This is a genomic window from Acidovorax sp. Root219, from assembly GCF_001428665.1.
Classification (GTDB): domain Bacteria; phylum Pseudomonadota; class Gammaproteobacteria; order Burkholderiales; family Burkholderiaceae_C; genus Acidovorax.
This window is the reverse complement of record NZ_LMIJ01000010.1, coordinates 20,640-33,811: the sequence shown is the minus strand read 5'-3', so window position 1 is coordinate 33,811 and position 13,172 is coordinate 20,640. Positions and strand designations below refer to the sequence as shown.

At 65.1% G+C, this 13,172-nt stretch carries 11 protein-coding genes; 7 read left to right on the top strand and 4 right to left on the bottom strand.

Annotation, left to right across the window (positions count from 1 at the left end; all coding sequences use genetic code 11):
• Positions 1-245: 245 nt before the first annotated feature.
• From ASE28_RS08550 to ilvA, 3 genes are read right to left on the bottom strand one after another with little or no spacing between them, the layout of a single operon-like run.
• Positions 246-812 carry a histidine phosphatase family protein gene (locus tag ASE28_RS08550; protein WP_255361071.1) on the bottom strand — a complete coding sequence of 189 codons (567 nt, stop codon included), beginning with the start codon at positions 810-812 and terminating at the stop codon, positions 246-248.
• A 10-nt stretch (positions 813-822) separates the two neighbouring features.
• Complete coding sequence (locus tag ASE28_RS08545) at positions 823-1,629, bottom strand: adenosylcobinamide-GDP ribazoletransferase (protein ID WP_057266222.1); 807 nt, start codon at positions 1,627-1,629, stop codon at positions 823-825.
• A 28-nt stretch (positions 1,630-1,657) separates the two neighbouring features.
• Positions 1,658-3,217 (bottom strand): threonine ammonia-lyase, biosynthetic, encoded by a 1,560-nt coding sequence (gene ilvA, locus ASE28_RS08540; RefSeq protein WP_057200261.1) that lies wholly within the window; start codon positions 3,215-3,217, stop codon positions 1,658-1,660.
• Positions 3,218-3,597: 380 nt separating this feature from the next.
• On the opposite strand from ilvA, the gene ASE28_RS08535 reads away from it, so the two are divergent.
• Positions 3,598-4,047, top strand: coding sequence for an OsmC family protein (locus ASE28_RS08535; protein WP_057200184.1), 450 nt, complete (start codon positions 3,598-3,600; stop codon positions 4,045-4,047).
• A 36-nt stretch (positions 4,048-4,083) separates the two neighbouring features.
• On the opposite strand, the gene coq7 is transcribed toward ASE28_RS08535, so the two are convergent.
• Positions 4,084-4,701, bottom strand: a complete 618-nt coding sequence (coq7, locus tag ASE28_RS08530) for a 2-polyprenyl-3-methyl-6-methoxy-1,4-benzoquinone monooxygenase (RefSeq protein ID WP_057266562.1) — start codon at positions 4,699-4,701, stop codon at positions 4,084-4,086.
• A 329-nt stretch (positions 4,702-5,030) separates the two neighbouring features.
• On the opposite strand from coq7, the gene ASE28_RS08525 reads away from it, so the two are divergent.
• From ASE28_RS08525 to ASE28_RS08500, 6 genes are all read left to right on the top strand, one after another.
• A complete protein-coding gene (locus ASE28_RS08525; protein ID WP_057266221.1) occupies positions 5,031-6,080 on the top strand; it encodes a porin in 1,050 nt (349 codons plus the stop codon).
• Positions 6,081-6,574: 494 nt separating this feature from the next.
• Entirely contained in the window at positions 6,575-8,155 is a 1,581-nt protein-coding gene (locus tag ASE28_RS08520) for an ABC transporter substrate-binding protein (protein ID WP_057266218.1), read from the top strand.
• 132 nt (positions 8,156-8,287) lie between these two features.
• Positions 8,288-9,268, top strand: coding sequence for an ABC transporter permease (locus ASE28_RS08515; protein WP_057200187.1), 981 nt, complete (start codon positions 8,288-8,290; stop codon positions 9,266-9,268).
• A gap of 1 nt (position 9,269) precedes the next feature.
• Complete coding sequence (locus ASE28_RS08510) at positions 9,270-10,487, top strand: M20 aminoacylase family protein (RefSeq protein WP_057200188.1); 1,218 nt, start codon at positions 9,270-9,272, stop codon at positions 10,485-10,487.
• A 70-nt stretch (positions 10,488-10,557) separates the two neighbouring features.
• Positions 10,558-12,135 (top strand): ABC transporter substrate-binding protein, encoded by a 1,578-nt coding sequence (locus ASE28_RS08505; protein WP_057200189.1) that lies wholly within the window; start codon positions 10,558-10,560, stop codon positions 12,133-12,135.
• 112 nt (positions 12,136-12,247) lie between these two features.
• Complete coding sequence (locus tag ASE28_RS08500) at positions 12,248-13,159, top strand: ABC transporter permease (protein ID WP_007856606.1); 912 nt, start codon at positions 12,248-12,250, stop codon at positions 13,157-13,159.
• Positions 13,160-13,172: the final 13 nt, after the last annotated feature.

Below are 13,172 nucleotides of genomic sequence, written 5' to 3'. Positions count from 1 at the left end.
CCATGCCCGCCTTGCACGCCAAAACACCCNCGGCTCGTCGTTGCAAATGCTCGCCATAGCCCGAGCTATGGCTGTGCTTTGCGCCTAGATCCGGGGCGTTTTGACGCGCCCTTCGGGCAAGGCCAAAAAATTCCCAGCCTCTGACCCTTCCGGGGCTCAGCAGGCCTCGGGCGTGGACGCCCGTGCTTTCATGGTTTGCTTCTGCTTACCCTGCGGGTCTGTTGGTATTTTGCCAATGAAGGCCTTCATCCCAGGTCGACGGTATCCCATTCACCCCAGGCGGGGGCATGCACGGGCCATTGGTCGGCGTATGGCGTGGCGTTGTCGCCATGGCGCAGCAGCCAGTCCACGCAGCGGGCCACGCCCGCATGGGTGAGCCACACCGCATGGGCCAGGCCGGCGGCCCGCGCCGCCGCCTGCGTGTCTTGCAGGGCCTGGGCCACGCGCTCCAGCATGTCCGCCAGCGGCTCGCCGCCGCCCGGGCGGTGGTGGGCGAATTCGGCGGTCCAGGCATCGATGTCGGCCTTGGCCAGACTGCTCCAGGCGCGGCCCTCCCAGGCGCCGAAATCCATTTCGCGCAGCCGGGCATCGGGCCGGGGTTGCCAGTCGGGGCGGTTGGCCTGCACGGCCTGGGCGAGCTGCACGCACCGCTGCAGGGGTGAATGCCAGACCAGTGCCGGGCCGGGCAGGGCCTGGCCCAGGCGCTGTGCACAGGCCAGGGTGGGGGCACTCTCTGCCGGCATGTCCAGCATGCCGTAGCAGGTGCCAGTGGCGACCACGGGCGGCGCATGCCGCACCAGCCAGAGCTGCACGGCCAGGCCCTCAGCCCGGCCCCAGGGCCAGCGCGGCACCCAGGTAAAAGCCGATCTCGCCGATCTGCTGCGTGGCGCCCAGGCAGTCGCCGGTAAAGCCCTGCAGGCGCCGTGCGAACCACCGGGCCATCCAGGCCGCGCCCAGAGCGCTCAGCGTGACGGCGGCGAGGGTGATGGCCGTGGAGCTCCAGAACCAGGCCAGCGCCAGCGGGGCCAGGCACCAGGCCGCCGCCACCACCAGTGCCGCGCCGGTGATCTGGTCGGCCAGCGGCTTGCTCTTGGATCGGGCGGTGTCGCCCACATGCGGCAGGCGGCGCACGATGAACAGCGGCCACAGGCGCGACAGCACATGCCCGCCCACCAGGGCCGCCAGCGCCGTGGCCAGACTGTGCACGCCGAGCAGCGCCAGCAAGCTCACCTTGGCCAGCAGGGCCAGCACCAGCGCCATGGCGCCGAAGGCGCCGACGCGCGAATCCTTCATGATGTCCAGCGCCCGTTCGCGGTCGTAGCTGCCGCCCAGGCCATCGGCCACGTCGGCCAGGCCATCCTCATGGAAGCCCCCGGTGAGCAGCACCGTGGCCACGGTACAGAACACTGCCGCCACGGCCGGGGCCAGCGGGTTGGGCGCCAGGGCCATTGCCAGCGCCGCGTACACCCCCGCCGCCACAGCCGCAGCGAGCCAGCCCACGCCGGGCAGGTGCGCGGCGCTGGCACGCAGCATGGCGGGGCTGAAGCCCACCCAGCCGGCCAGCCGCCCGGTGATTGGGATGCGGGTGAAGAACTGCACGGCCAGCAGGTAGTGGCGCAGGGCTTGCATGGGGTGGCGCGGTGCTTGCCCTCTGCGCCTATTTGGCGCGCAGGAACAGGCGGTAGGCCGGGTTCAGCGTTTCTTCCACATAGGGGTAGCCCAGGGTGGCGAGGAAGGCGTCGAAGGTGGCCGAATCTTCGGGCGGTACCTGCATGCCCACGAGGATGCGGCCGTAGTCCGCGCCCTGGTTGCGGTAGTGGAACAGGCTGATGTTCCAGGTCGGCTGCATCAGGCTCAGGAACTTGAGCAGCGCGCCGGGCCGCTCGGGGAACACGAAGCGCAGCAGGCGCTCGTCCTGGGCCAGCGAAGAGTGTCCGCCCACCAGGTGGCGCAGGTGCTCCTTGGCCAGTTCGTCGTGCGTGAGGTCCAGCGCACCGAAGCCGTGCTCCGTGAAGATCTGCGCGAGTTTTTTCGATTCGCCCTTGCCCTGGGCCGTGAGGCCCACGAACACATGGGCCTCGGCCGAGTCGCTGATGCGGTAGTTGAACTCGGTCACGTTGCGCGGGCCGCCGGGCAGGGCGCCCACCACCTCGCAAAAGCGCCGGAAGCTGCCGCGCTCTTCGGGGATGGTCACGGCCAGCAGGGCTTCGCGCTCCTCGCCCACCTCGGCGCGCTCGGCGACGAAGCGCAGGCGGTCGAAGTTCATGTTGGCGCCGCACAGGATGGCGGCGTAGGTCTCGCCCTCGGTCTGGTGCGTTTCCACGTACTGCTTGATGGCCGCCACGGCCAGCGCGCCCGAGGGCTCGACGATGCTGCGCGTGTCCACGAACACGTCCTTGATGGCCGCGCAGACGGCATCGGTATCCACCGTGATGAACTCGTCCACCAGGCCGCTGGCGATGCGGAAGGTTTCCTCGCCCACCAGCTTGACGGCCGTGCCGTCGGAGAACAGGCCCACGTCGGCCAGCGTGACGCGTTCATGCGCCCGCACGGACTGGATCATGGCGTCCGAGTCGTTCATCTGCACGCCGATGACCTTGATCTCCGGGCGCACGGCCTTGATGTAGTTGGCCACGCCGCTCACCAGGCCGCCGCCGCCGATGGCCACGAACACCGCGTCCAGGCGATTGCTGCCCAGGCGCTGCAGCTGGCGCAGGATCTCCATGGCGATGGTGCCCTGGCCAGCGATCACGTCCGGGTCGTCGAACGGGTGCACGAAGGTCAGGCCTTCCTTGGCCTGCAACTCGGCAGCGTGCTGGTAGGCGTCGGAATAGCTCTCGCCATGCAGCACCACCTCACCACCCAGCGTGCGCACGGCATCCACCTTGACCTGGGGCGTGGTGGTGGGCATCACGATCACGGCGCGGGCGCCGAGCTTACTGGCGCTCATGGCCACGCCCTGGGCATGGTTGCCGGCCGAGGCGCAGATCACGCCACGCTGCAGCTGGCCGGGGGTGAGGTGCGCCATCTTGTTGTAGGCGCCGCGCAGCTTGAAGCTGAACACCGCCTGCTGGTCCTCGCGCTTGAGCAGCACGCGGTTCTTCAGGCGGCGGCTCAGGTCGCGGGCCGGCTCCAGGTCCGACTCGATCGCCACGTCGTACACACGGGCGGTGAGGATTTTCTTGAGGTAGTCGGCGGGGGTCAGGTCGTGGGTCATGGCGAGGGGCAGGCTGTGGCGCGCGCCGCCCATGCGGGCGGGGCACACATCATAGGTGTTAGAACCTGTTCAGGTTCTTGGTCCTTGCCGCCCGGGATGCAGGCGGTGCCGATGGTCCCGTCCGGGCAAAAAAAAGCCCCAGGCCGCAAAGCCCGGGGCTGAATCCATCCTTTGAGGAGATGGAGGAGACAATCGGCGCGTTGGAGGTGGCGGAGATATCTCTCCAGAACCTGTCCCTTTTCGATAAAAGGGCAACGCATGACGCAATATTAGCGCAGAGGATGCTGCGATGCAGCAAAATCCAACGCATTTTTTGGAGTGGCCCGTCCATTTCGTGAAAAAAGCCACGTTTTTTGATGAACTACTGAGGAGAAACACACATGGAATGCACAGTCAGCTGGACCGGCGGCGCCGGTACCCGCTCGGGAATGGGGTTTGTGGCGGAAACCGGCAGCGGCCACGTCCTGACCATGGATGGCGCGCCCGATGCGGCCAACCCGGCCAATGGCGGGCAGAACCTGGCACCGCGCCCCATGGAGACCGTGCTGGCCGGCACGGGCGGCTGCACCGCCTATGACGTGGTGCTGATCTTGAAGCGCGGGCGCCACGACGTGCGCGGCTGCAGCGTCAAGCTGACCACGGAGCGCGCGCCGGTCGATCCCAAGGTGTTCACGAAGATCCACATGCAATTCACCGTGACCGGCAAGGGCATTCCCCCCGCCGCCGTGGAGCGCGCGATCGCCATGAGCCACGAAAAATACTGCTCGGCCAGCATCATGCTGGGCAAGACGGCCGAGATCACCACCGGCTTCGAGGTCTTGGAGGGCTGAAGCCTCTTTTCCTGGGCACCCGCCCAGACGCCAGCGTCAGATGTGGTGTGCCGTGGTCGTCATGACCTTGGCGGCGGCCCGCATCAGGGCGCGGGCCGGTGCCGGCAGCACGGTGGCGCCTTCGGCCAGCGCCTGCGCGGCATGGCGCTCCTCGTCGTCCTTCATGCGCGCCACCACGGCGCGCGAGGCCAGGTCCTCAGCAGGCAGGCGTGCCAGGTGCCCCTGTAGGTGGGCGGCCACCTGATTCTCGGTTTCTGCCACAAAGCCCAGGCTGACCTGGTCGCTGACCTTGGCCGCCACGAGGCCCAGGGCGAATGCCCCCGCGAACCACAGGGGGTTGAGCACACTCGGCCGGGCGCCCAGGGCGTCCAGCCGCTCCTGGGTCCAGGCTAGGTGGTCGGTTTCTTCCCGTGCCGCCGCGAGCAGGTGCTGGCGCAGCGGTTCATCGCGGGTGACGGCGGCCTGGGCGGTGTAGAGCGCCTGCGCACAGACTTCGCCCACGTGGTTGACGCGCATCAGCGACCCCGTCAGCTTCCGCTGTGCCGGGGTCAGTGCGGCCTCGGCATGGGCGGCAGCGGGGGAGGCCTGCGATGCGCGGGGTGTTGCAAAAAGGGTGCGCAATGCGTTGTCGGCGGCGGTCAGGAAGGCGTCCATGGCGGGTGTGAGGGGAGGATGGATGTGGAAACAGGTGTTGCACATGGACACAAATGCCGCCATGCCAAAAAACGGCCGGAAGGCACTTTGCTGGTGCACAGGTGGGGGATTTTGCCGGGGTGCACTGAAATGTTGCAACACTGCAACGAAATCTCCCTTTCGGGCCAATTGTGGGTGAATTCCTTTGCGAAACGGGTCGGGCTCTGGTGCAATAAGAACAACTTCCCCACCAGGAGGTTGGCCCGGGGAACCGGCGGGACTGAGCAGGTGCAAGGCACTCCTAGACCCCCCGTACCGGCGCCCTATGTTTAACCTTGGAGTAACTCGCAATGAAAAAATCCCTGATTGCCCTGGCTGTGCTGGCTGCTTCCGGCGCTGCAATGGCTCAATCGTCCGTGACGCTGTTCGGCGTGGTTGACGCAACCTACGCCTACGGCAACGGCAGCGTTGCCAACCGTTCGCAACTGACGAACTCCGGCTACAACAGCAGCCGTCTGGGTTTCCGCGGCGTTGAAGATCTGGGCGGTGGCCTGTCTGCTTCGTTCTGGCTGGAAGCCGGCCTGACCAACGACGACGGCCGTGGCGGTTCGACCAACACCAACAACCAAACCACCGGTGCTAACGGTTCCGGCGGCCTGGTGTTCAACCGTCGTTCGACGGTTAGCCTGAACGGCGGCTTCGGTGAAGTGCGTCTGGGCCGTGACTACACCCCACAATTCTGGAACCTGACCGTGTTCGATCCGTTCGGCACGAACGGTGTTGGCACGACCCAAACGCTGAACTCCAGCCTGGGTGGCCCAACCACCATCCGCGCTTCGAACGCCATTGGCTACTTCCTGCCAGGCAACCTGGGCGGTTTCTACGGCCAGGCACAGTACTACATGGGTGAAAACCTGAGCAACGTTGCCAACAAGAAGGACGGCAACGGCCTGGCACTGCGCGCTGGTTGGGCCAACGGCCCTATCAATGTGGCTCTGGCCGTTTCGCAAACCAAGTTCCTGAACGCCGACATCAAGGCTTGGAACCTGGGTGGTCAGTATGACTTCGGCATGGCCAAGGTCATGGCTCACTACAACAGCGACGACATCAAGAACGGCGCCGAAGGCCGAGGCTGGCTCATCGGTGGTCTGATCCCCGTGGGCGCTGGCGAAATCCGTCTGGCTTACTCCACGTACGAAGTGGACGTCGCTGGTCCTGACCCACGTAGCAACAAGTTTGCTCTGGGCTACGTGCACAACCTGTCGAAGCGCACCGCTGTGTACGCTACCGCAGCTGCTGTGAAGAACAAGAACGGCGCCGCTCAAGCTCTGAACGGTTCCGTGACTGCAGCTGGCCGCAACTCCAGCGGTTACGACTTCGGTATTCGCCACAGCTTCTGATATTGACGGTTGGCTATATGCCAGCCATCAATGGATGAATACAAAAAAGCCGCCTTCGGGCGGCTTTTTTTATTTCCGACGCTGATTGGTTTTATTGCGCGCTGCCATCGATTGGCAAATGGGTTGCACTGGTTGGGCATTTTGAATGGGCCGACAAGTATCTCCCCTGGCACGCGGCGCAAGGGTGGTTGCGCGGGTGGAGGGTGGCTCGCTGCAGGGGGCGGTGGCGGCCTTGCCTCGGCCCGGCAGGGCGGAAACCCCCAAGCCGTGGGCTGCCGTGGTGCAAATGCCCGGATCCAGGCCCTGCAAGGCCTGCCGACTGATCGCCCAGTGGTCGTGAAGGGCGGCATGGGGCTGGCACCTTACTTGCATGCCAATGTGCTTCACCGGGGCACAAATAGTCCCTCGCGGGGGGGCGGGATTCAGGGATTTCCCGTTGGCCGATGGCCGCTATTTACTGCATAGTAAAACTTTTACATTGTTGAAGAGGTTTCATGAAACTCAATCTCAGCCTGCTGTCGATTGCCGCAGCTGCCGCCATGCTGATGGCCACGGGAGCGCATGCCAAACCATTCAAATGGGCGAGCCAGGGCGAAATCGCCACGTGGGATATTCATTCCCAAAACAATGCATTGCAAAACGGCATCCATGCCAATGTGTATGAAAGCCTGGTGTACTACAACAGCAAGACTTTCGAGGTGGAGCCCGTCCTGGCCACCGCGTGGAAGGAAGTGACCCCCACGCAGGTGCGTTTCACGCTGCGCCAGGGCGTCAAGTTCCATGATGGCTCGGCGTTCACTGCCGACGATGCCGTGTACTCGCTGCAGCGGGCTATGGCCAAGACCTCCAACTTCACACCCTACGTGCAGGGCATCAGCAAGGTCAACAAGGTCGATGCGCAAACCGTTGACATCATCTTGTCGGCTCCCAACCCCGTGCTGCTGCGCCAGATGACCGAGTTGCGCATGATGAGCAAGGCCTGGGCCGAAAAGAACAAGTCCGTGGAACCCAAGGACATCAAGGGCACGGACGAGAATTTTGCCCACCGAAACGCCATGGGCACGGGCCCCTACACGCTCGACTCCTGGCAGCCCGACGTGAAGATGGTGTTCAAGCGCAACCCCAACTGGTGGGGCAAGATGGACGGCAACGTGACGGAGATCGTCTACACCCCCATCAAGTCGGCTGCGACCCGCATCGCCGCGCTGCTCTCGGGTGAGGTGGACATGGTGCTCGACCCCGCACCCCAGGACCTGGGCCGCCTGCGCCAGGACACCAACCTGAAGGTGATCGACGGCCTCGAAAACCGCACCATCTTCCTGGGCATGGACCAGTTCCGCGAAGAGCTGCCGGGCTCCAACATCAAGGGCAAGAACCCGCTCAAGGATGTCAAGGTGCGCAAGGCGCTGTACCAGGCCATCGACACGGCCGCGCTGGAGCGCGTCACCCTGCGCGGCCTGGGCAAGCCCACCGGCACGCTCGTGGCACCGCAGGTGGCCGGCTACACCGAAGCCGTGGGCAAGCGCTTCCCCTACAGCGTCGATGCCTCCAAGAAGCTGCTGGCAGAAGCCGGCTACCCCGATGGCTTCGAGGTGGACTTTGCCTGCCCCAACAACCGCTACATCAACGACGAAGCCATCTGCCAGGCCGTGACCGCCATGTGGTCGCGCATCGGCGTGAAGGCCAAGCTGCGCACGCTGCCGCTGGTGACCTATTTCCCCATGATCCAGCGCTACGAAGCCAGCATCTACATGCTCGGCTGGGGCGTGCCGACCTTCGACGCGCTGTACAGCCTGCAATCGCTGGTGCGCACCGTGGGCCAGGGCGGTGACGGCAACTACAACGTGGGCCGCTACAGCAACCAGCGCATGGACTACCTGGTGGACCGCATCAAGGCCGAGACCGATGCCCCCGTGCGCACCCGCATGCTGACCGAGGCGCTGCAACTGTCCAACGACACCGTCTCGCACATTCCCCTGTATGACCAGGTGATCCCATGGGCCATGAAGAAGAACATCGAGGTCGTCCACCGCGCCGATAACCGCGTGGACATGCGTACGGTCAAGGTGAACTGATCTATCCTTGCAGAGGGAGGGCAAGGGCCTCAGGGGCCTTTGCTCTCCCTGGTTTTTTCGACACGATCCCCACGAGCGCCCCGCCACCAAAAGTGGCCAAGGCGTCCCATCGAATACACACTCGACTCTCTGATGCTTGCCTTTATTTTGCGCCGCCTGATCCAGGCCGTGATCGTCATGGTCGCCGTGGCCTTCATCTCCTTCATGCTGTTCCAGTACGTCGGAGACCCCGTGGTGTTCTTGCTGGGCCAGGACGCAACCCCCGACCAGATCCGCGAATTGCGCGTGGCGCTGGGCCTGGACAAACCTTTCTTCGTGCAGTTCGGCCATTTCCTCGTGAATGCGGCCCAGGGTGAATTCGGCCTGAGCCTGCGCCAGGGCGCCAAGGTCTCGCGCCTGATCGCCGAGCGCTTTCCCGCGACGCTGGAGCTGTCGCTGGTAGCGGCCGTGATGGCCCTGGCGATCGGCGTGCCCATGGGCGTGTACGCGGCCTTGAAGCGCGGCACCTTCACCAGCCAGCTGTTCATGACGCTGTCGCTGCTGGGCGTCTCGCTGCCCACCTTCCTGATCGGCATTCTGCTGATCCTGGTGTTTGCCGTGCACCTGGGCTGGTTCCCGAGCTTCGGTCGTGGCGAGGTGGTGCAGATGGGCTGGTGGAGCACCGGCCTGCTCAAGGCCAAGGGCTGGCACCACATCGTCCTGCCGGCGGTGACGCTGGCGATCTTCCAGCTCACGCTCATCATGCGCCTCGTGCGCGCCGAGATGCTGGAGGTGCTGCGCACCGACTACATCAAGTTCGCGCGCGCCCGGGGCCTGTCCAACCGGGCCATCCACTTCGGCCATGCGCTCAAGAACACGCTGGTGCCCGTGATGACCATCACCGGCCTGCAACTGGGTGGCCTGATCGCCTTTGCCATCATCACCGAAACCGTGTTCCAGTGGCCTGGCATGGGCCTCTTGTTCATCCAGGCCGTGACCTTTGCCGACATCCCCGTGATGGCCGCCTACCTGTGCCTGATTGCCCTGATCTTCGTGGTTATCAACCTGGTGGTCGATCTGCTGTACTTCGCGGTCGACCCGCGTCTGCGCGTGGGCAAGGCGGGAGGCCATTGAAATGCAGGTGCCTCGACTCAAGGCGGGCGGCCGGGCCTTTGCGCACATCGCCCAGTTCCATCCGGAGCTGACGGCCCTGCGCCGCGACCTGCACGCGCATCCCGAACTGGGCTTCGAAGAGGTCTACACCGGTGCCCGGGTCAAGGAGGCGCTCAAGGTCTGCGGCGTGGACGAGATCCACGACGGCATCGGCCGCACCGGGCTGGTGGCGGTGATCCGCGGGCGCAGCACGGCCAGCGGCTCCATGGTGGGCCTGCGTGCCGACATGGACGCGCTGCCGCTCACCGAGCACAACGACTTTTCCTGGAAGTCCTGCAAGCAGGGCCTGATGCACGGCTGCGGCCACGACGGCCACACAGCCATGCTGGTGGGCGCCGCCCGCTACCTGGCCGAAACCCGCAATTTCGACGGCAAGGCCGTGCTGGTGTTCCAGCCCGGCGAGGAAGGCTTTGCCGGCGCCCGCGTGATGATGGAAGACGGCCTGTTCGAGCGCTTTCCCGTGCAGTCAATCTTCGCCATGCACAACTGGCCGGCCATGGCGCCCGGCACGGTGGGCCTGAACTCCGGCGCCATGATGGCGGCGGCCGACCGCATCACCATCGAGATCACCGGCCGCGGCGGCCATGGCGCGCACGCCTACCAGACGGTGGACGTGATGCTGGTGGCCGCGCACATCATCACCGCCGCGCAGACCATCGTCTCGCGCAACGTGCGCCCGCTCGATGGCGCGGTGGTCAGCCTGTGCGCCATGCAGGCCGGTGACCTCGGGGCCTTCAGCGTGCTGCCGGGCTCGGCCACGCTGGTGGGCACCGTGCGCACCTTCAATCCGCTGGTGCAGGAGATGGTTGAAAAGCGCCTCAAGGAGCTGTGCAGCGCGATTGCGCTGGGCTTCGGCGCCACGGCCACCGTGCATTACGAGCGCATCTACCCGGCCACCATCAATTCCGAGGACGAGGCGCTCTTCGCCGGCAACGTTGCCGAATCGCTGCTGGGCGCGGACCACGTGGTGCGCGACCTGGAGCCCAGCATGGGCGCCGAGGACTTCTCCTTCATGCTGCAGGACAAACCCGGGGCCTACCTGCGCATAGGGCAGGGCACGGGCGCCAGCGGCAGCGCGCTGCACAACAGCCGCTACGACTTCAACGACGACATCCTGCCGCTGGGCTCGGCACTGCATGCCAGCCTGATCGAGCAGGCCATGCCCCTGCCCACGCTCTGACGTAGCAGCAGGTGCCGGCGCCTTTTTCCCCTTGTACCGCCACCCCCCTTTCACCCACCAGGAGCATTGCATGACATTCCAGAAAAAAATCGCCATGACGGCCTTGTTTGCCGCGCTGGCTGCATCCAGCGTGGTGTCCCATGCGCAGACCATCCGCGTGGCCAACCAGGGCGACTCGCTGTCCATGGACCCGCATTCGCTCAACGAATCGCTGCAGCTGAGCGTCACCGGCAATGTGTATGAGCCGCTGGTCGGCCGCAACAAGGACCTGAGCCTGGCCCCGGCCCTGGCCACCAGCTGGAAGCAGACCTCCCCCACCGTGTGGCGCTTCGAGCTGCGCAAGGGCGTGCAATTCCATGACGGCACCCCCTTCACGGCCGACGACGTGCTGTTCAGCTTCGCCCGCACCCAGGTCGAAGGCTCGGACATGAAGAGCTACACCAACGACTTCAAGGAAGTGCGCAAGATCGACGACCACACCGTCGAGATCGAAACCAAAAGCCCCTTCCCCATCCTGCCCGACGTTGTCTCGCTGGTGTACATGATGAGCAAGAAGTGGTGCGAGACCAACCAGGCCACCGTCCCCGTGGACCGCCGCAAGGGTGTCGAGAACGCCGCATCGTTCAAGGCCAACGGCACGGGTCCCTTCCGCCTGCGCGAGCGCCAGCCCAACGTGCGTTCGGTGTTCACGCGCAACGGCAGTTACTGGGGCAAGATCGAAGGCAACGCCACCGAAGTGGTGTTCACCCCCATCGGCAACGATGCCACCCGCGTGGCGGCCTTGCTGTCGGGCGAAGTGGACGTGATGGAGCCGGTGCCCGTGCAGGACATCGACCGCGTCAACACCAGCGCCAACACCCGCGCCATCACCGGCCCCGAGCTGCGCACCATCTTCCTGGGCATGGACCAGAAGCGCGACGAGCTGCTGTATTCCAACGTCAAGGGCAAGAACCCCTTCAAGGACAAGCGCGTGCGCCAGGCCTTCTACCAGGCCATTGACATCGAAGGCATCAAGAAGACCGTGATGCGTGGTGCGTCCAACCCGTCCGCATTGCTGGTGGGCCCCGGCATCAACGGCTTCCAGCCCGATGCCAAGCGCCTGCCCTACGACGTGGAAGCCGCCAAGAAGCTCATGGCCGAAGCCGGCTATCCCAACGGCTTCGAAGTGTCGATGAACTGCCCCAACGACCGCTACGTGAACGACGGCCGCATCTGCCAGACCGTGGCTGCCAACCTCTCGCGCATCAACGTCAAGATCAACCTGCAGGCCGAGACCAAGGGCACCTACTTCCCCAAGATCCTGCGCCGCGACACCAGCTTTTACATGCTGGGCTGGACGCCTGCCACCTACGACTCGCACAACGCCCTCAATGCGCTGGTGGCCTGCGTGGACGACAAGGGCACGGGCCAGTTCAACCTGGGCTCGTACTGCAACCCCAAGGTGGACGAGCTGACCAAGAAGATCCAGTCTGAGACCGACAAGACCAAGCGCAACGCCATGATCAAGGAAGCCTTCGACATCCATGCCGCCGACGTGGGCACGCTGCCCCTGCACCAGCAGGCGCTGGCCTGGGGCGTGAGCAAGAAGGTCACGCTGGTCCAGCTGGCCGACAACTTCATGCCCTTCAAGTGGATGAGCATCAAGTAAGCCCGCTGCAGTTGACCGAGTTAGTGAGTTAGTTACAGACGGACATTTCAGCAGACAGCCACCACGACCGCTACCCGCGCCGTGCGTGCTGTCTGCCCACTGGTTTCCCACAATGAAAACAACCCTTGCCCGCTGGTTTGACAGCGACGTTGGCTACAGCTTTCGCACATCGCCAATGGCCATCGTTGCGGCAGTGATCGCCCTGATATGCCTGTTCTGCTCCCTGTTTGCAGGATGGGTCGCCCCCCACAACCCCTTTGACCTGGCGACGCTGGAACTCGGCGACGCCCGGTTGCCCCCCGCCTGGATCGCGGAGGGCTCCATGAAATACCCCCTGGGCACCGACGACCAGGGGCGCGACATCCTCTCGGCGCTGATCTACGGCGCCCGCATCTCCCTGGTGGTGGGCTTCGCCTCGGTGCTGCTGTCGGTGGTCGTCGGCGTGGCCTTCGGCCTGCTGGCCGGCTTTCGCGGTGGCTGGATCGACGCGGTGCTCATGCGCCTGTGCGACGTGATGCTGTCCTTCCCCGCCATCCTGGTGGCGCTCTTGATCGCAGGCGTCGGCCGGGCGCTGTTCCCCAACGCGCACGAGTCGCTGGCCTTCGGGGTGCTCATCATCTCGATCTCGCTGACCGGCTGGGTGCAGTACGCGCGCACCGTGCGCGGCTCCACCCTGGTCGAGCGCAACAAGGAATACGTGCAGGCTGCCCGCGTCACGGGCGTTTCGTCGCTGCGCATCATGCGCAAGCATGTGCTGCCCAACGTCATGGGGCCGGTGATGGTGCTCGCCACCATCCAGGTGGCCACCGCCATCATCACCGAGGCCACGCTGTCCTTTCTGGGCGTGGGCGCCCCGCCCACCTCGCCATCGCTGGGTACGCTGATTCGCATCGGCAACGATTACCTGTTTTCCGGTGAGTGGTGGATCACGGTGTTCCCCGGCGCCATGCTGGTGCTGATCGCTTTGTCCGTGAACCTGCTCGGCGACTGGTTGCGTGACGCACTCAACCCCCGCTTGCGCTGAGCCAGAAAAAAGA